Here is an 18,505-nt window from a genome sequence, read left to right as displayed (position 1 = left end):
CCCACGCAATGAAATGCGTGCGTCTTCAGATCAATTCAGGCTGGCGCCCGAGATCTTCACGATCTCCTGATACTTCGCCTTCTCGGCCTTCACGAACTCGGCAAACGCCTCAGGCGTCATCGAGCTCGCCTCGGAACCCATGGTCAGCAGACGCTGCTTCACGTCGGGTTGCGCCATCGCATCGGCATATGCCTTGTTCAGCTTGGCCACTACCGGCGCCGGCGTGCCGCCCGTCGTGAACACGCCAAACCACGTGCCCAGGTCAAAGCCCTTCACGCCCGATTCTTCAACGGTCGGCACGTCAGCCAGCAACGACGAACGCTGCGCCGTCGTCACCGCCAGCGCCTTCACTTTGCCGTCCTTGATCAGCGGCGCCGACGCCGCCAGATTGTCGAACATGAAATCCGACTGGCCCGACAGCAGCGCCAATTGCGCCGGCGCCGCGCCCTGGTAGGGGATGTGCTCGACGTTGATACCCGCGCGCGCCTTCAGCAGCTCGCCCGACAGATGGCCCGCGCTGCCGTTGCCGCCCGAACCGTAGTTCAGCTTGCCCGGGTTCTTCTTTGCGTAATCGATCAGGTCCGCCAGCTTCTCGATGTTGTTCTTCTGCGCGAACTCGACGTTCATCACCAGCACGTTCGGCACCGCCGCCACGATCGTCACCGGCGCGAAATCCTTCACCGGGTCGTACGGCAGGTTGGCGAACAGCCACGGATTGATCGCGTGCGTCGCCACCGCGCCCATCACCAGCGTGTAGCCGTCAGGCTGGGCCTTGGCCACCAGGTCGGCGCCGATGTTGCCACCCGCGCCCGAACGGTTTTCCACGATCACCGGCTGACCCAGCGAGCCACGCACCTTTTCGGCCAGCATGCGCGCCATCGTATCCAGCGGACCACCGGGCGGGTAAGGCACCACGAAGCGGATCGGCTTCGAGGGGAAATCGGCAGCCTGGGCCAACGCCGGGGCGCTGAAAGGCAGGGTCGCGGCCAGCGCCACGGCGCCTTGCAACAGGGCGCGGCGCACGGCGCTGCGGGGGGTGTTCGACATGGTGTGTTCTCCTCACTCCGGATCAATGGCGGTCAGTAGCATACCCCACCGCCGTGACGAAGGTAACAAAGGGCTACCGGCAAGAACGCCCGGAATTCCGGGGATTGGCAGCCCGCACCAATGAAAAACCGCCCGAAGGCGGTTTGGCGGATCAGTGCAGGATCTGGCTCAGGAAGAGCTTTGTCCGTTCGTTCTGCGGGTTGTCGAAGAACTCGTCCGGATTGTTCTGTTCGATGATTTCGCCGCGGTCCATGAAAATCACGCGGTTCGCGACCTTGCGTGCGAAGCCCATTTCGTGCGTCACGCAGATCATCGTCATGCCGCTTTCCTGGGCCAGGCTCACCATCACGTCCAGCACTTCCTTCACCATTTCCGGATCCAGCGCCGACGTGGGCTCATCGAACAGCATGATCTTGGGGTTCATGCACAGCGACCGCGCGATTGCCACGCGCTGCTGCTGGCCGCCCGACAACTGGCCCGGAAACTTCTTGGCCTGTTCCGGAATCCGCACCCGCTCAAGGTACTTCATTGCGGTGGCCTCGGCTTCCGCGCGCGGCTTCTTCAACACCCACATGGGTCCCAGCGTCAGGTTTTCCAGCACCGTCAGGTGCGGGAAAAGATTGAAGTGCTGGAACACCATGCCAACGTCCTTGCGGATCGTCTCGATGTGCTTCAGGTCATTGGTGAGCTCCGTGCCGTCCACGATGATGTGGCCCTTCTGGTGCTCTTCAAGGCGGTTGATGCAGCGGATCATCGTGGACTTGCCCGAACCCGAGGGTCCGCACACCACGATGCGCTCGCCTGGCGCGACGTCCAGGTTGATGTTGCGCAACACGTGGAACTGGCCGTACCACTTGTTCACGTCCTGCAAACGAATAATGGCATCCGACATGCCTGTACTCCCGTAAGTATCGCTTTGCGCGCCCGCCTTGCAGCGGACGCGCGGCAAATTGCTAGCGTGCGTGACCCGTGGCCAGGCGTTTTTCCAGCGCCTGGCTGTATTTGGACATGGAGAAGCAGAAGACGAAGTAGATCAGCGAAATGAACAGGTACGCCTCCACCCCGAATCCGCGCCATGCCGCATCGGACAAGGCTGCCTTGGCCGCCAGCGTCAGGTCGAAGATACCGATGATCACCACCAGCGACGTGTCCTTGAACAGGGCGATGAAAATGCTGACCAACGGCGGAATCACGATCTTGAGCGCCTGCGGCAGGATGATCTTGCGCATCTGCTGCCAGTAGTTCAGGCCCAGCGAATCCGCGCCTTCGTACTGTCCCTTCGGAATGGCCTGCAGGCCGCCGCGCACCGTTTCCGCGATGTAGGCCGCCGCGAACATGATGATGGCGATCTGCGCGCGCAGGAGCTTGTCGATCGAAAAGCCTTCCGGCAGGAACAGCGGCAGCATCACCGACGACATGAACAGCAGGCTGATGAGCGGCACGCCGCGGATCAGCTCGATGTAAACGACGCACAGCGCCTTGATGGCCGGCATCTTCGAGCGCCGGCCCAAAGCCAGCAGCACGCCGATCGGGAACGCGAAGGCGATGCCGAACGTGGACAGGATGAGCGTCAGCGGCAGACCGCCCCAACGCGCGTTTTCCACGTAGGTCAGGCCAAACACGCCGCCCCACATCAGGAGCGCCACGGCCGTCAGGCCCACCGTCCAGATGACGGCCAGCTTCCAGTTCCAGAAGCGGCGGATGCCGCTGCAGACGATCACCGCCACCAGGATGACCGTGGCAATCAACGGCCGCCATTGCTCATCGTAGGGGTAGGTGCCGAACAGGATCAGCCGGTGTTTTTCAATGATGAACGCCCAGCAGGCGCCGCCGGCTGCACGGCACTCCTGTGCATTGGCCGCGTCGAAGCTTGCCTTGATGAAAGCCCATTCGACCAGCGCCGGCACCGCCATCAGGAGGAACCACGCCAGCAGTACCGTGATGAGAATGTTCAGCGGCGACGAGAACAGGCGCGTTTTGAGCCACGCCCACGGTCCCGTCTGATTGCTGGGCGGCGGCAGGGCCTCGCTGGGGGTATGCGTAGTGCTGCTCATATCAACGCTCCACCAGCGCGATGCGCTTGTTGTACCAGTTCATGAAGATCGAGATCGACAGGCTGACCGTGAGGTACGCGCCCATGATGATGAGAATGCCCTCGATGGCCTGGCCCGTCTGGTTCAGCGTCGTGTTCACCACCGACACGATGTCGGGGTAGCCGATGGCGACTGCCAGCGAGCTGTTCTTTGTCAGGTTCAGGTACTGGCTGGTCATCGGGGGGATGATCACGCGCAGCGCTTGCGGCAGGATCACCAGACGCAGCACCTTGGCGCGCGGCAGGCCCAGCGAGCCGGCGGCTTCCCATTGGCCGTTGTTGACCGCCTGGATGCCCGAGCGCACCACCTCGGCGATGAACGCCGACGTGTAGATCACCAGACCGGCCAGCAGCGCGGCAAATTCCGGCGACAGCGTGAGACCGCCCGCAAAGTTGAAGCCCTTGAGCTCCGGCATGTTCAGCGTCAGCGACGCGCCGCTGACCAGCCAGCCGATGAACGGCAAGCCGATCAGAAGGCCGATGGCCCAGCGGCCCAGCGGGAACATGTGGCCGGTGGCCTCGTGGCGCTTCTTGCCGTAGTGGCCCAGGATGATGATCGCGACGATCGCCAGTCCAAGTCCGGCTAGCATCCAGTCGAACGAGTTGCCTTCCAGCGCCGGGACCTTGAGGCCGCGGTTGGAAATGAACACGCCCGGCAGCGGATTGTGCGCCTGGCGCGGACCCGGCATGTTCTCGGTGATGAGCGCATACCAGAAGAACAGCTGCAGCAGCAGCGGCACGTTGCGCATCACCTCGACATACACAGAAGTGATCTTGGCCACGAGCCAGTTCTTGGACAGGCGGCCGATGCCGATGAGCGTGCCGAGGATGGTCGCCAGCACGATGCCGAGGACAGCCACGCGCAGCGTGTTGAGCAGGCCGACCATGATGGCGCGGCCGTAAGTGTCTGAGGGGGAATAGGCGATGGCGGTTTCGCCGATGGCGAAGCCGGCCTCGCGATTCAGGAAGCCGAAGCCCGTGGCGATGTTGCGCACGGACAGGTTGTGGAGCGTGTTTGAAACCAGGAACCACACGGCCCAGGCTACCGCGGTCAGCGCAATCACCTGGTAGACCACGGAGCGTACGCCGGGATCGTTCCAGTTCAGACGCCGAGGGGGTGCCGAAATCGGGGCGTTTTTGTTGGGAGTCATCATGATGAATCTACAGAAGTCGGACACCGGGTGGCATGCCGGAAAAGCCGCGCCACCCACTTCTGCCGCCCGCCCGAAGGCGGGTTAGGGCCTGTCCAGAATACACGTCCTGTGCAGACAGGCCCTAGGCATGACGGAGAGCCGTGCTCCGCCATGCCAGGCAGCCGCGCGTTAGCGCACCGGCCAGCCGTACATCAAGCCACCTTGCTTGTACGAAGCGTTCAAACCACGCTCCAGCTTCATCGCGCTGTTCTTGCCCAGCGTGTTCTCGAAGCTTTCACCGTAGTTGCCCACGCTCTTGATGATGTTGTAGGCCCACTTGTCGTCCACGCCCAGGTTCTTGCCCATGCCCGGGGTCACGCCCAGGATGCGCTGGATGTTGGGGTTGGGGCTCTTGGTCATTTCATCGACGTTGGCCTTGGTGATGCCGTATTCCTCGGCTTCCAGCATGGCGTTCAGCGACCAGCGCACGATGTTGAACCATTGCTCGTCGCCCTGGCGGACCATCGGGCCCAGCGGCTCCTTGGAGAAGTCTTCCGGCAGGATGACGAACTTGTCCGGGTTCTCGAGGGTGGTGCGGGTCGAGGCGAGCTGCGACTTGTCGGTCGTGAAGGCGTCGCAACGGCCGGCCGAGAAGGCGCGGATGATTTCGTCGTACTTGTCGATCACGACCGGCTTGAATTCGATCTTCTGGCTGCGGAACCAGTCAGCGAGGTTCAGTTCGGTGGTGGTGCCCGGCTGCACGCAGATGGTGGCGCCGTTCAGTTCCTTTGCGCTCTTGACGTTCAGGTCCTTGGAGACCATGACGCCCTGGCTGTCGTAGTAGTTCACGCCCACGCCGATCAGGCCGAGGGTCGTGTCGCGCGTCAGCGTGACGGTGGTGTTGCGGGTCAGCACGTCGATTTCGCCGGACTGCAGCGCGGTGAAGCGTTGCTGGGTGTTCAGCGGCGTGAACTTGACCTTGGAGGCGTCGCCAAACATGGTCGCGGCGATGGCGCGGCACATGTCCACGTCGATGCCCTTGTATTCGCCCTTGCTGTCGGCGATGGAGAAACCCGGGATGCCCGTCGAAACCCCACACTGGACAAACCCTTTCTTTTTGACGTTATCGAAGGTTGCGCCCGCGTTGGCAGCCGAGGAGGCAGCAAACAAGGCAGCGCCAATGGCAGCGAGTTTCAATACTTTCATCGTGATCTCCGTGTGGGATGAAGCGGAATCCAAAGCAAGGGCCGGGTTGGGCCCACGCATGGGGCGGATGGTAGCGTCCGCAAAGCAGGCGGCGCATCCGGGAATTCCCTTGAAATATAGGGACACTGGATGAAATGAAACGCTGTTTTTGACGAAAAACAGGGACGCGTTTTCAGCTTTGCGAACATGCGTTTCAACCGGCGGAATGAATCTGATCTTCGCCCCCCTCGCCAAGAGATGTAGGCCACCTTACTGTCCCCGAGTTACTATGGCGGCTTCATCTGACAGCCGCCATGATCGAATTCCAGCACGTATTCAAATCATATGGTCGCGGCCGCAATATCCTGGCCGACATCAACTTTCGCGTGAGCGCGGGAGAATTCGTTTTCGTATCGGGGCCGTCCGGCGCCGGCAAGTCCACTCTGCTCAAGCTGATCGGCGGGCTTGAACCCGCCAGCCGCGGTTCCATCCAGGTGAACGGCCAGCGTCTGGACAAGCTGCCCGCGCGCGCCCGGCCGTACCTGCGCCGCGCGGTGGGCGTCATCCTGCAGGACACACACCTGCTGTTCGATCGAAGCGCGTTCGAAAACGTGATGCTGCCGCTAGCCGTGCAGGGCCACCCCTGGGATTCCGCCGCGTCGCGCGCCCGCGCCGCGCTGGACAAGGTTGGGCTGTCGGGCAAGGAAGACCTCAACCCCATCGAGCTGTCCGGCGGCGAACAGCAGCGACTGGCGATTGCCCGCGCCATCGTCAACCGGCCCGCGATCCTGATCGCGGACGAACCCACCGCCAACCTCGACCACGACAACGCGCAACGCATCATGAACGTGTTTCGCGACTTCAACCGCGTTGGCGTCACCACGCTGATCGCCTCGCACGACCAGGAACTCATGGCCCGCTATGCCACCCGCACCCTGCGGATCGAGCCGGGCAAGTTTGCGGACTCCCACGGCCCCGCGACGCCGGGTGACGGCACGGCCGCCCATTCGGCGTCCGCCAGTCCCGCACCGACCCGCGCCAGCCGCACTGAGCCAGGCCTCGGCCATCCGGGAGAATCGGCATGAACGCCTGGCTGCGGCAACACCGCTACGCGCTGCTGGTCACCCTGCGCCGGCTGATCAAACAACCCTTCTCGTCGCTCGCCAACCTGCTGGTGATGGCGCTTGCCCTGGCGCTGCCGCTGTTGGGCAGCGCGATCCTGGTCTCGGTGCAACCGGTGGCGCGGGAAATGTCCGTCACCCCGGAAGTCACGGTCTACATGCGCGTGGACGCCCCGGCCGGTGCGGCCGCCGACGTCGCCAAGCGCATCAAGGACGACTATTCGCAAGACGTGCGCGCCGTGCGTGTCGTAGGCCGCGAAACTGCCCTGGCAGATCTGCGCGCCAACCCCGCCTGGCAAGAGGCGCTGGCCGTGCTGCCGGGCAACCCGCTGCCCGACGCGGTCGTCGTCACGCTGGCCGACGGCGACAACCTCGCCGGACGCGCCGACACGCTAGCCTCGGCCTGGAAGCAATGGAACCATGTGGACCTGGTCCAACTGGACAGCGCATGGGTCCAGCGGCTGGAAGCCATCCTGCGCTTTGCCCGCATCGGCCTGGGCTTCCTGGCCGCCTGCGTGGCGGTGGTGGTGCTGGCCACCGTCTTCAACACCGTGCGCATGCAGGCGCTGTCGCAACGCGAGGAAATTGGCGTGGCGCGGCTGGTAGGCGCCACCGAATCCTTCGTGCGCCGTCCCTTCCTGTACCTGGGCGCGCTATCCGGCGCCCTGGCCTCGTTGCTGGCGATTGGTGTGGCGTCCGTTGCGCTGTCTCCGCTGAACGAGGCACTGCTGGGGCTGGCCCGCAGTTACGGCGCTGAATTCGCCCTGCATCTGCCCGGCGCCTCCGTCCTGATCGGCGCGGTGGTGGCGTCTGCCGCGCTTGGCGCGCTGTCTGCGCGCTGGTCGGTCACACGCAGCACCCGGTTCTAGGCCGGCAGATCTGCCGGCCCGGCCCGGGAGGTCGGTCCGGCTCGGCGTGCTTTCCCCGCCTATCGTTCAGCTCAGCGGGTCTAAACCTCCGTTTGAACCCCCTTCATCCCCGTGATCCGGGGAAAGACCACAAAACAGCCTGTGTAGGATGGGTGCCTGCCATCCGCACGGGCTTTTTTGCCTGCGGGCGACAGGAGAAGTTCCAATAAACGACGCTTTGGTCGTGTTTACACAGTTTTCTCCCATTGACTGCCGGGATATGCAAGAATAAAGCGACATTTTTTTACATGTTTTGTCACAATTGCCGCTTCTCCTCGCATTTCTAGTGTCTCAATCGCCGTTTTTGCCCAGATATCAGTCCAATGGCCGCTCTTGAAGCCCGCGCAACGCGTCATTACTACGACAGCGCGTTCCAATCTCAGGCAGTGAAAGTGCTCCCGAACGAGTACTACGTCACCAACGAGAACATGATGATCTCGACCGTGCTGGGATCCTGCGTGGCGGCTTGCATCCACGACCCGGTGACGGGCGTGGGCGGCATGAACCACTTCATGCTGCCCGAGGGCGACATGCAGTCGCCCGCGTCGGCCACCATGCGCTACGGCGCCTTTGCGATGGAAGTGCTGATCAACGAACTGCTCAAGGCCGGCGCCTCGCGTGACCGCCTGGAAGCCAAAGTGTTCGGCGGCGGCGCGGTGCTGGCGGCCATGCAGCAGATGAACATCGGCGAACGCAACGGCGAATTCGTCCTGAACTATCTCAAGACCGAAGGCATCCCCGTCAAGGCGCAGGATCTGGGCGACGTGCACGCGCGCCGCATCAATTACTTCCCGCGCGACGGCCGGGTGATGGTGCGCAAGATGGCGCCGCACCACCAGCGCGCCGAAGAGATCATCGCCAAGCGCGAACAAGAGGCGGCGCAAAGCGCGGCCGCCAAGACGGCCACGCCGCAACGGGTCGAGCGCTTTGCACGGCCCGGAGTCGAGCGGTTTGATCGGCCGGGCGTGGAACGGCTGGATCGCCCCGGCGTCGAGCGGCTGAACCGCCCGGGCGTCGAACGATCCGACCGACCCGCCGCGCGCCCCGGCGTGGAACGCTTCGATCGCCCTGCCCGTCCGGGCGTTGAGCGTTTTGACCGGCCGGCCACGGCCGACACGGCCTCGGCTTCGGCTGCCCGTCCCGCCACGCGTCCGGGCGTCGAACGCTTTGACACCGGCGTGACCCGGCGCACCAAGCCCTAGTCGGCCGGCACCGCGCCGGCTAGGCGCGCCCTACAATCAGCGGATGTCCACCATCCGTCTCTTCTACGCGCTGTGGCCGTCTCTCCCACTGGCGGCGTCGCTGGCCGGCTGGGCGGAAGCCGCGAAGCTGGTTACGGGCGGACGCGCGATGCGCACCGAGACGCTGCATCTGACGCTGGCGTTTCTGGGTCCTGTCGACAGCGCCCTTGCTGACGAGCTGGCGGCCGCCACGCCCGAACGCCGTCTGGCCCCGGGCGCCGTCCCACTCGACCGCTATGGGGTCTTCACCCGCCAGCGCATCCTGTGGTCAGGCCCGGCCGAGACACCCGCGGCCCTGCAACAGGCCCACGACGATCTCTGGCACTGGCTGTCCGGCTACGGATTGACCCCGCCGACCCAGCCGTTTCGCCCGCACGTCACGCTGCTGCGCAACATCACGCATGCGCAGCCGCCGGACGACCCGGCCGAGCCGCTGGCCTGGCGCTACGACCGCATGGTGCTGGTGGCGTCCGAATCGCTGACCGGCGGTAGCCGTTACCGCGTCGTGGCGCAATCCCGGCCGCACGGCGGCTAGGGCACAATCCTACGGTTGCCAACGATTGGGACCCCCATGATCATCCTGCTGGATCAAGACGGCGTGCTGGCCGATTTCGAACACGCGTTCATCGACGCCTGGCGCGAGCGCCACCCGGACATCGCGCCCGTGGCGTTCGAGGTCCGCAAGTCCTTCTACATCCGCGAGGACTACGCCCCCGAACTACGCGGGATGGCCGAGGCCATCTACACCGCGCCGGGCTTCATCCGCAATCTGCCGCCCGTCCCCGGCGCGCTGGACGCCGTCAAGGAACTGCTGGCGCTCGGGATGGATGTGCGCATCTGCTCGTCGCCGCTGTCGCAGTTTGAAAACTGCGTCGCCGAAAAATACCTGTGGGTCGAAAAACACCTGGGCCGCGATGCCACCACCCGGCTGATCCTGACCAAGGACAAGACGCTGGTGCACGGCAATCTTCTGATCGACGACAAGCCGCGCATCGAAGGCGCCGTGCGGCCGCGCTGGAAGCACATTCTGTTTGACGCGCCCTACAACCGCGAGGTCACGGACCGTGCGCGCATCAACTGGCAGAACTGGCGCAACGTGCTGGCCGGCGAGCTCTATACGGCAGATGCCTGAGTCCTGCTGAGTCCTGTTCAGGCGTCATCGTTTGGGACTATCCTGTGGAGTCGTACGCCCCACCCAGGAGGAGCCCGCGCCATGAATCTGTACCGTCTGCTCAAGCAGCGAGAAGCCGACCACAAGCCGCTGCGAGTCGCATTGTTGGGCGCCGGAAAGTTCGGCGCCATGTTCATGAGTCAGGCCCCGCGCACGCCGGGCATGCGCCTGGTCGCGGTGGCGGATCTGGTGCCCGACCGGGCGCGCGCCGCGCTGACCCGCGTCGGCTGGCCCGCCGGCGCGCTCAACGCCAGCAGCATCAATGACGCGTACAAGAACGGCAAGGTCTATTTCTGCGACGATGCGCGCACCGTCATCGCCAGTCCCGACGTGGACATCGTCATCGACGCCACCGGCCAGGCCGCGGCCGGCATCACCCATGTGCTGACCTGCTGCGAGTACGGCAAGCACATCATCATGGTCAATGTGGAAGCCGACGCGCTGGCCGGTCCGCTGCTGGCGCGCCGCGCCCGGGAAGCGGGCATCGTCTATTCGCTGGCCTACGGCGACCAGCCCGCCCTGATCTGCGAAATGGTCGACTGGGCGCGCGCCAGCGGCTTTGAAGTCATGGCCGCCGGAAAGGGCACCAAATACCTGCCCGAGTTCCACACGTCCACGCCCGACACCGTCTGGCCGTATTACGGCTTCACGGCGGAAATGGTGGCGGCGGGCGACTTCAATGCGCAGATGTTCAACAGTTTCCTGGACGGCACCAAGAGCGCCATCGAGATGGCGGCCGTCTCCAATGCCACGGGCCTGCTGCCGTCGCCGTCGGGCCTGCACTTTCCGCCGTGCGGTGTGGACGACTTGGCGCGCGTGCTGCGTCCCCGCGAGGACGGCGGCATGCTGCACCACCGCGGCCAGGTCGAGGTGATCTCGTCGCTGGAACGCGATGGCCGGCCGGTGTTCCGCGACCTGCGCTGGGGCGTGTACGTGACGCTTGCCGCCGACAGCGACTACGTGCGGCGCTGCTTCCAGGAATATGGCCTGGTCACGGATCCCAGCGGCAACTTCACCGCCATGTACAAGCCCTACCACCTGATCGGGCTGGAGCTGGGCATCAGCGTGGCCAGCGTGGGGCTGCGCCGCGAGCCGACGGGTGCGCCGGCTGGCTGGCACGGCGACGTGGTGGCCACCGCCAAACGCGATTTGCAGGCCGGCCAGATCCTGGATGGCGAAGGCGGCTACACGGTGTACGGGCGCCTGATGCCGGCCCCCGATTCGGTCGAGGAAGGCTATCTGCCGCTGGGACTGTCGAACAAGGTCAAGCTGAAGAACCCCGTACGCCAATCGCAGGCGATCCGCTGGCGCGACGTGGAATACGACGAACGCTCGACCGCCGTGCAGTTCCGCCGCGAGATGGAGCAGACCTTCGCGTAGGAGCGGCCCGCCCCGCGTTCACACGGGCGCGGGGCGCTCCGCCTGGAACAACCGCAGCCGGTCGGCCGCGTTGCGCAGGTGCTGCTCCGCCGCGCGGCCCGCAGCATCCGGGTCGCCGGCTTCAATGGCCGCAAAGATGGCTTGATGCTCGCTTTGCACCGCGGCCATGCGCTCGGCATACCGGCGCGCCGTGTTGTGACGCGCGCTGCGGATGACGCGCCGCACGTTGGCTTCCAGATAATCGTTCAGCGCCACCAGATGCGGGTTGTGCGTGGCCTGCACGATGGCCTGGTGGAATTGGTAGTCTTCCTCGTCGCCCAGCTTGTCGTTGATGAGCGCGTACTCCATGCCCACCAGCGCCTGCCGAATCTTCTTTAAGTCGGGATCGGTGCGACGCTGCGCCGCATAGCGCGCCGCCGTGACCTCGATGGACAGCATCAGCTCCAGGATGTGTTCCAGGTCCTGGTTGTCGCCCGGCGTGGGCGCGGCGATGCGAAAGGCGTTCTTCTGGAAGTTCGGGTCGACGAACACGCCGCTACCTTGCTGCGACGTGACCAGGCCTTCGGATTTCAGTCGGGCCAAGGCTTCGCGCACGACCGCGCGGCTGACGGAATGGAGCTCAGTGAGCTGCTTTTCGGTGGGCAGGCGATCGCCCGGGGCCAGCACGCCTTGGCGTATCTGGTCGGCCAGGGCATCCGCCACCGCCGCGGATAGCGAACTGCGAGGCGCGGCGCGCCTCGAATCGGGTTCTTGACTGGGCTGCATGGGGATCTTCAAACGTGAGGGCGGCGCGCGGACGCGGCGGCCATGTTTATAGGAATGTCTCGCGTGGGGGTCCTGACAGATTGCGATGCGGCAGCGTCCGGGGAATTATAGATTTGCCGGTTTTTCCCGGCGCGCCGCGTTCTTGCACTTTAAGCGATATAGATCCCGCCATTGACCTGCATGACCTCGCCCGTCACAAATGACGCCAGCGGCGAGCACAGGAACGCGATGGTCCCCGCGATCTCCTCGGCGGTACCGAAGCGGCGCAGCGGCGTGCTCTCCAGCAATTGCGCGCCCTTCTGCCCGATCAGGTCGTGCGTCATGGACGTGGCGATGATGCCGGGCGCCACCGCGTTCACGCGGATCTGCGGAGCCAGTTCCAATGCCAGGCTGCGGGTGAAGCTTTGGACCGCGCCCTTGGACGCCGCATAGGCGGCGTGCGCATAGCTGCCGCGCTGCGCGGCCAGCGACGTCAGAAGGACGATCGAACCGTCGTGGCGCAGATGGCGCTGGGCAGCGCGGCACACGTAGAACGTGCCGTCCAGGTTGACGCGCATCAGCGTGCGCCAGGACTCGTCGCTGGTGTCCTTGACGAGCTGTTCGGGATAGATGCCGGCGCAATGGACCAGATGATCCAGTCCACCGAAATGTCTGGCAGCCGCCTCGAACACCCGTTCGCAATCGTGCGACACCGACACGTCCAGCGCATGCGTGTAGACGCGCTGCCCGCTGGGATCGAGTTCTGCCGCCACCTCCTCCAGCCGTGCGTTGTCGATGTCGGTCAGCACCAGCCGCGCGCCGTGCGCGGCCATGAGGCGCGCCGTGGCCAGCCCGATGCCGTTGCCCGCGCCGGTGATGGCGGCAACCTGCCCCTCAAACGAAATCATTCTGTCTCCTGACGCTGTTTTTAGCGGTCCGCGGCGCTGTCGCGGCAACGGTGCGAATTCTGATTGAACTGCTGAATCCGTTGCTTGACACGAGAAAAACGCCTGGCCTATGATTTATCGGACAACTTGATAAAGTTGCCTGACAACTTGTACGGAAAGCGTAAATCAACTGACGCTTTCAGGCAAGTCAGTCAGAAAAACACGGCGACACGCCGCATAAACAGGCAGGGGACAACCAGGTGAACTTCACCGGCAGCATGACCGCATCCGCGCCCTCGGCACGTCCGATGGCGCACCTTCAGACGCCCCGGCGGCTTCATGCCCTGCCCGGCTGGCGTTTCGCCCCGGCGCCTCGCGCGTCCGTGGCCGCCGCCATCCCCCCGTCTTCGCTCTCCATCGCTGTTGCGCCCTTGCGGCGCGCCGGCGATGCGGCGTGCGCGCCTGCCTGACCCACGCAATCACCACACTCCCGTTCCACGGAGGAGACACGCATGAAATTGGCTTTCACCACCGGTCTGCTGTGCCTGGCCGGACTCGCCGCCACCGCCCACGCCGCACCCGTCAAGATCGGCCTGATCGAAACGCTGTCGGGCCCGCAGGCCTCTACCGGCCTGATGTTCCGCGCCGCCGTCAAATACGAGCTGGACCGCATCAACGCCGCCGGCGGCTGGAACGGCCAGCCGCTGGAACTGGTGGAGTTCGACAACCAGGGCGGCCCAGTGGGCGCCTCGGACCGCTTCCGCGCCGCTGCCGCCGAGGGCGTGCAAGTGCTGGTGCAAGGGTCGTCGTCGGCGATTTCGGGCCAACTGACGGAAGACGTGCGCAAGCACAACCTGCGCAACCCCGGCAAGGAAATCGTCTTCCTGAACGTGGGCGGCGAGGCGCTGGAGCTGACCGGCCAGAAGTGCCATTTCTATCACTTCCGCTTCACCACCAACGCCGACCTGCGCGTGAAGGCGCTAGCCTCGGTGATGTCGGCCGACGGCACGCTGGGCAAGCGCGTGTACGCCATCAATCAAAACTACTCCTGGGGCCAGGACATGGAAGGCGCGACCGAGCGCTTTGCCAAGGACTACGGCTACGAGGTGGTGGGCAAGACGCTGCACGAGGTCAACAAGATCCAGGACTTCGCGCCGTACGTGGCGCGCATCCGTTCGGCCACGCCGGACACGGTGATCACCGGCAACTGGTCCAACGACCTGCTGCTGCTCATGAAGGCCACGCAGGCCGCCGGCCTGAAGGTGCGCTTTGCCACGGTGTTCCTGGATCAGGTGGGCAACCTGGCCAACGCCGGCGAGGTCGCGATGGGCCATTACATCGCGCATCCGTACAACATCGAGGCGGCGGGCGAGGAAGGCGCGAAGTTCGCCGAGGACTACAAGTCCAAGACCGGCCACTACCCCAGCTACACCGAGCCGCAGACCGTGATCGGCGTGCGCTTCCTGGGCGAAGCCCTGAAGCAGGTCAAGCCCAAGGACGGCAAGCTGTCGGTGCCCGAACTGGCCGTGGCGCTGGAGCAGGTGACTTACAAGTCGGCGTTGGGCGATTACACGATGCGCGCCGAAGACCACCAGGTGCAACTGCCGATGGTCGTGTCCAAGGTCGGCAAGAACGCCAAGTACAAGGCCGACGGCACCGACATGGGATTTGAACCCGTGAAGGTCCTGGCCGCGGCGGACGTGTCCGCGCCGGTGCAGGCAACCTGCAAGATGCAACGTCCGAAGTGATGCCGGCACGGCGGCCTGTGCGCTGAAAAGCGCGCGCGCCGCCGCCGGCACATGACAAGCGCACTCCCGGCGCGGGCCGGAAAAGAACAACGTGCGCAATCGCTCGCGGGACGCCCGGCGTCCCGCGCAAGAATCCTGGAGCGGACATGGAATACTTTACCGTCTCGCTGTTGAACGGCGTGATCTACGGCCTGCTGCTATTCATGGTGTCGGCAGGCCTGACACTGATTTTCGGAATGATGGGCGTGCTGAACTTTGCGCACGCCTCGTTCTACATGATTGGCGCCTACGCCGCCTATACGCTTACGCCCGTCACGGGCTTCTGGGCGGCCCTCGTGCTGGCCACGATCATTTCGGGCGTGCTGGGCATGGGCGTCGAACGCTTTTTCCTGCGCCGCGTGCACAAGTTCGGCCACGCGCAGGAGCTGCTGGTGACCTTCGGGCTGGCGTTCATCGTCGCGGAGTTGGTCAAGCTCTTTTACGGCGACTTTCCCGTCGACTACCGCGTGCCGCAGTTCCTGAACTTCGCGGCGTTCCGCGTGTTCGACGCGGACTATCCGTTCTACCGACTGCTGATGGGCGGGGTGTCGATCGCGATGTTCGCAGTGATCTACCTGCTGCTGTCGCGCACCCGCGTGGGCATCGTGGTGCGCTCGGCCATCTATCGCCCGCGCATGGCCGAGGCGCTGGGCCACAACGTGCCGCTCGTCTTCATGAGCGTGTTTGGCGTGGGCGCCGCGATGGCGGGCCTTGCCGGCGCGGTGGCGGGCGCGTTCTACACCACCAACCCGAACATGGCGCTGGAGCTGGGCGTGCTGGTGTTCGTGGTGGTCGTGGTCGGCGGACTGGGTTCGCTGGAAGGCGCAATGATCGCGTCGCTCTTGATCGGTCTGATCAGCTCGTTCTCGGTCGGCATCGACGCCAGCCTGGCCACGCTGTTCGGCCTGTTCGGCGCGCGTGACTGGGCCGAAAGCGTGGGTGGCCTGATGACCGTGAAGATATCCAGCCTGGCCGCAACGCTGCCCTTTCTGCTGATGCTGGTGGTGCTGCTGGTCAAGCCGTCGGGCCTGAAGGGAGAGCAGGCATGAGCCATACCGCGACTTCCGCCGGCCGCGCCACGGGCGCGCTGCTGTTGATTCTGTGTGTTGCCGCGCTGTGCGCGCTGCCCTGGCTGCTGCCTGCCGGCCAGCTCGTGGCGGCCGTGCAAATGCTGATCGCCGCGTTGTTTGCGTGCGCCTTCAATTTGCTGGCCGGCCAGGGCGGCATGCTGTCCTTTGGCCACGCCGCGTACTTCGGCGTCGGCACCTTTGCCACCATCCACGCGATGAATGCGCTGGGCGGCGCGGGCCTGCTGCCCACGCCCCTGATGCCGCTGGTGGGCGGCGTGGCCGGGCTGCTGTTCGGCCTGGTCGCCGGCTGGTTCGCCACCATGCGATCGGGCGTGTACTTTTCGATGATCACGCTGGCGCTGGCCGAACTGCTGCACGCGCTGGCGCCGCACCTGAAGAGCGTCTTCGGCGGCGAGGCAGGCGTGTCCGCGATGCGCATGCCGGCATGGGGCTTTACCTTCGGCTCCGACATCGAGGTGTACTACCTGGTGCTGGCGTGGGTGCTGGTGTCGCTGGCCGCGCTTTATGGCCTGACGCGCACGCCGCTGGGCCGACTGACGCTGGGCCTGCGCGAGAACGCCAACCGCCTGCGCTACCTGGGCTACCGCCCGCACGCGCTCAAGACGATGGTGTTCGCGCTGTCGGCGATGTTTGCCGGCATCGCGGGCGGCCTGCAGGCGCTGAATATCGAGGCCGGCAACTACGTGCTGTTCGAGGTCAAGCTGTCCACCGACGCGGTGCTGTTCGCCTACATCGGTGGCGTCAATGCGTTCCTCGGGCCGGTGCTGGGCGCGTCCATCCTGACGTTCCTGTCGCAGACGCTGGCTGACATCACGCGGTCGTGGCTGCTGTACCAGGGCGTGCTCTTCGTGCTGGTGATGCTGTTCGTGCCGGACGGTCTGGTCGGACTGGTGCAGCGCGCGGCCAAGTCGCTGCGCGAGCGTGGCCTGGCCAACTGGCTGCCGCGCGCCGCGGTGTCGGTGGCCGGCGGTCTGCTGCTGACCGGCGCCACCGTGTTCACGGTGGAACTCTTGCAACGCATGTTCGCGCGAGACTACCGCGCCCTGCTCGCCATGAACCCCGAGGCCGGCTGGCCCGCCATCCCGCTGTTCGGCCAGGAGTGGGCGCCGCTCGCCGTTTCCACCTGGCTGGTGCCGTTGGCGCTGTTTGCCGTTGGCCTTGCCGCCTGCCGCTGGGCGCTGGCCCTGTGGCGCGATGCCGGCGAAGCCGCCCCCCTGTTGGAGCCCGCCAAATGAGCCACGACATCCTGACCCTGACCGACGTGCGCAAATCCTTTGGTGAAGCGCAGATCATCCGCGGCGTGAACCTGGCGATCGAAGCCGGCGAACGCCACGCCGTCATCGGTCCCAACGGCGCGGGCAAGTCCACGCTGTTTCACCTGATGTCGGGCTCGTTCGCGCCCACGTCGGGCGACATCAGCCTGCGCTCGCGATCCATCGGCGGCCTGGCGCCCGAGGCCATCAACCGGCTCGGTCTGGCGCGCTCGTTCCAGATCACCAACGTGTTCCCGCGCCTGTCGGTGCGCGAGAACCTGCGGCTGGCGGTGCTGCGCATGCATGGGCTGGTCTACAACTTCTGGCGGCCCATCGCGCGCAACCGCGCCGTCAACGAAGACGTGGATCGTCTGCTGGAAAAAGTGCGGCTGACGGCCAAGCAGGACACCGCAGCCGGCGACCTGAACTACTCCGAGCAGCGCTCGCTGGAAATCGGCATGACGCTGGCGTCGCGCCCGAAGGTGATTTTGCTGGATGAACCCATGGCCGGCATGTCGCAACACGAGGTCGATTACACGGTTGAACTCATCAAGGACGTGACGCGCGACTGCACCCTGCTGATCGTCGAGCACGACATGCAGGTGGTGTTCTCGCTGGCCGATCGCATCAGCGTGCTGGTCTATGGCGAGATCCTGGCCACTGGCACGCCCGCCGCGATCCGCGGCGACGCCCGCGTGCGCGAGGCCTACCTGGGAGAGGAAACGGTATGACGACGCAATCCCCCCTCTTGTCCCTGCAGGGCGTGCATGCCCACTACGGCAAGAGCCACATCCTGCACGGCATCGACCTGTCGATCGGGCGCGGCGAAGTGGTCAGTCTGCTGGGCCGCAACGGCGCCGGCCGCTCCACCACCATGAAAAGCATCATGGGCCTGGTGGACGTGACCGGCGGCCGCATCGCCATCGAAGGCCGCGACATCACCAACAAGCGTCCCTTCGAGATTGCACGCGCCGGCCTGGCCTTCGTGCCCGAGGAGCGCGAGGTCTTCGCCAACCTGACGGTGGACGAGAACCTGCGCATGGGCGAGCAGCCCCGGCGCGACGATGCGCCGTACTGGACCGTGGCGCAGATGTTCGACTACTTCCCGCGCCTGAAGGAACGCAGCAGCACGAAGGCGGGCAACCTGTCGGGCGGCGAGCAGCAGATGCTGACCATGTGCCGCTCCCTGCTGGGCAATCCCAAGGTCATCCTGATCGACGAGCCCACCGAAGGCCTGGCGCCCAAGATCGTCGAAGTGATCGCCGACGTCATCCGGGATATCCACAAGCAGGGCGTGTCGGTGGTGCTGGTGGAACAGAAGCTGACGATTGCGCTGAAGGTGTCCACGCGCGTGAGCGTGATGGGCCACGGGCGCATTGTGTTCGAAGGACCGCCCGCGCAGCTCCATGAGCGGCAGGACGTCGTCCAGGAATGGCTGGCGGTCTAGCCCGCCTACATACTCATC

The 18,505-nt window shown here is 65.1% G+C and carries 18 protein-coding genes; 11 read left to right on the top strand and 7 right to left on the bottom strand.

The annotated features are described in order from the left end of the window. Positions 1 to 30: 30 nt before the first annotated feature. The 5 genes from AC6LJW_RS25900 to AC6LJW_RS25880 form a co-directional block, all read right to left on the bottom strand. Complete coding sequence (locus AC6LJW_RS25900) at positions 31 to 1,047, bottom strand: Bug family tripartite tricarboxylate transporter substrate binding protein (protein ID WP_427984256.1); 1,017 nt, start codon at positions 1,045 to 1,047, stop codon at positions 31 to 33. Positions 1,048 to 1,198: 151 nt separating this feature from the next. Further along, entirely contained in the window at positions 1,199 to 1,939 is a 741-nt protein-coding gene (locus AC6LJW_RS25895; RefSeq protein WP_056559723.1) for an amino acid ABC transporter ATP-binding protein, read from the bottom strand. A gap of 61 nt (positions 1,940 to 2,000) precedes the next feature. Then, on the bottom strand, positions 2,001 to 3,101 hold the full coding sequence (locus AC6LJW_RS25890) for an amino acid ABC transporter permease (RefSeq protein WP_498088651.1): 1,101 nt from the start codon (positions 3,099 to 3,101) through the stop codon (positions 2,001 to 2,003). A 1-nt stretch (position 3,102) separates the two neighbouring features. Beyond that, a complete protein-coding gene (locus tag AC6LJW_RS25885; protein WP_498088649.1) occupies positions 3,103 to 4,293 on the bottom strand; it encodes an amino acid ABC transporter permease in 1,191 nt (396 codons plus the stop codon). Between the two features lie 168 nt (positions 4,294 to 4,461). Further along, positions 4,462 to 5,478: an amino acid ABC transporter substrate-binding protein gene (locus AC6LJW_RS25880; protein WP_056559729.1), complete on the bottom strand. Its 1,017-nt coding sequence runs from the start codon at positions 5,476 to 5,478 to the stop codon at positions 4,462 to 4,464. Between the two features lie 293 nt (positions 5,479 to 5,771). Between AC6LJW_RS25880 and AC6LJW_RS25875 the strand changes: the two genes are divergently transcribed. From AC6LJW_RS25875 to AC6LJW_RS25850, 6 genes are all read left to right on the top strand, one after another. Next, positions 5,772 to 6,542, top strand: coding sequence for a cell division ATP-binding protein FtsE (locus tag AC6LJW_RS25875; RefSeq protein ID WP_056559731.1), 771 nt, complete (start codon positions 5,772 to 5,774; stop codon positions 6,540 to 6,542). Beyond that, a complete protein-coding gene (locus AC6LJW_RS25870) occupies positions 6,539 to 7,447 on the top strand; it encodes a cell division protein FtsX (protein WP_498088647.1) in 909 nt (302 codons plus the stop codon). The genes AC6LJW_RS25875 and AC6LJW_RS25870 overlap by 4 nt, the downstream gene beginning before the upstream one ends. 362 nt (positions 7,448 to 7,809) lie before the next feature. Then, entirely contained in the window at positions 7,810 to 8,688 is an 879-nt protein-coding gene (cheD, locus tag AC6LJW_RS25865; RefSeq protein WP_498088645.1) for a chemoreceptor glutamine deamidase CheD, read from the top strand. A gap of 43 nt (positions 8,689 to 8,731) precedes the next feature. Further along, positions 8,732 to 9,262: an RNA 2',3'-cyclic phosphodiesterase gene (thpR, locus tag AC6LJW_RS25860; RefSeq protein WP_498088643.1), complete on the top strand. Its 531-nt coding sequence runs from the start codon at positions 8,732 to 8,734 to the stop codon at positions 9,260 to 9,262. Between the two features lie 36 nt (positions 9,263 to 9,298). After that, entirely contained in the window at positions 9,299 to 9,859 is a 561-nt protein-coding gene (locus AC6LJW_RS25855; protein ID WP_498088641.1) for a 5'-3'-deoxyribonucleotidase, read from the top strand. An 81-nt stretch (positions 9,860 to 9,940) separates the two neighbouring features. Continuing rightward, positions 9,941 to 11,278: an NAD(P)H-dependent oxidoreductase gene (locus AC6LJW_RS25850; RefSeq protein ID WP_056559741.1), complete on the top strand. Its 1,338-nt coding sequence runs from the start codon at positions 9,941 to 9,943 to the stop codon at positions 11,276 to 11,278. Positions 11,279 to 11,296: 18 nt separating this feature from the next. Here the strand turns inward: AC6LJW_RS25850 and AC6LJW_RS25845 are convergent, their stop codons facing one another. Both AC6LJW_RS25845 and AC6LJW_RS25840 read right to left on the bottom strand, forming a co-directional pair. Further along, complete coding sequence (locus AC6LJW_RS25845; protein ID WP_056559743.1) at positions 11,297 to 12,043, bottom strand: FadR/GntR family transcriptional regulator; 747 nt, start codon at positions 12,041 to 12,043, stop codon at positions 11,297 to 11,299. A gap of 149 nt (positions 12,044 to 12,192) precedes the next feature. Continuing rightward, positions 12,193 to 12,930, bottom strand: coding sequence for an SDR family NAD(P)-dependent oxidoreductase (locus tag AC6LJW_RS25840; RefSeq protein WP_498088639.1), 738 nt, complete (start codon positions 12,928 to 12,930; stop codon positions 12,193 to 12,195). 491 nt (positions 12,931 to 13,421) lie between these two features. Between AC6LJW_RS25840 and AC6LJW_RS25835 the strand changes: the two genes are divergently transcribed. From AC6LJW_RS25835 to AC6LJW_RS25815, 5 genes are all read left to right on the top strand, one after another. Further along, a complete protein-coding gene (locus tag AC6LJW_RS25835) occupies positions 13,422 to 14,657 on the top strand; it encodes a branched-chain amino acid ABC transporter substrate-binding protein (protein WP_056559746.1) in 1,236 nt (411 codons plus the stop codon). Between the two features lie 146 nt (positions 14,658 to 14,803). Continuing rightward, positions 14,804 to 15,745: a branched-chain amino acid ABC transporter permease gene (locus AC6LJW_RS25830; RefSeq protein ID WP_056559748.1), complete on the top strand. Its 942-nt coding sequence runs from the start codon at positions 14,804 to 14,806 to the stop codon at positions 15,743 to 15,745. Then, the gene (locus AC6LJW_RS25825; protein ID WP_056559750.1) at positions 15,742 to 17,022 is read left to right on the top strand and encodes a branched-chain amino acid ABC transporter permease; all 1,281 of its coding nucleotides are present in this window, start codon (positions 15,742 to 15,744) and stop codon (positions 17,020 to 17,022) included. Before AC6LJW_RS25830 ends, AC6LJW_RS25825 begins: the two co-directional genes overlap by 4 nt. Beyond that, entirely contained in the window at positions 17,019 to 17,771 is a 753-nt protein-coding gene (locus AC6LJW_RS25820) for an ABC transporter ATP-binding protein (RefSeq protein ID WP_056559752.1), read from the top strand. The genes AC6LJW_RS25825 and AC6LJW_RS25820 overlap by 4 nt, the downstream gene beginning before the upstream one ends. Then, positions 17,768 to 18,487, top strand: coding sequence for an ABC transporter ATP-binding protein (locus AC6LJW_RS25815; protein WP_056559753.1), 720 nt, complete (start codon positions 17,768 to 17,770; stop codon positions 18,485 to 18,487). The genes AC6LJW_RS25820 and AC6LJW_RS25815 overlap by 4 nt, the downstream gene beginning before the upstream one ends. Positions 18,488 to 18,505 lie beyond the last annotated feature (18 nt).

Source organism: Achromobacter sp. 1012554356 (assembly GCF_059760815.1).
This window is presented reverse-complemented; position numbering and strand designations above follow the sequence as displayed.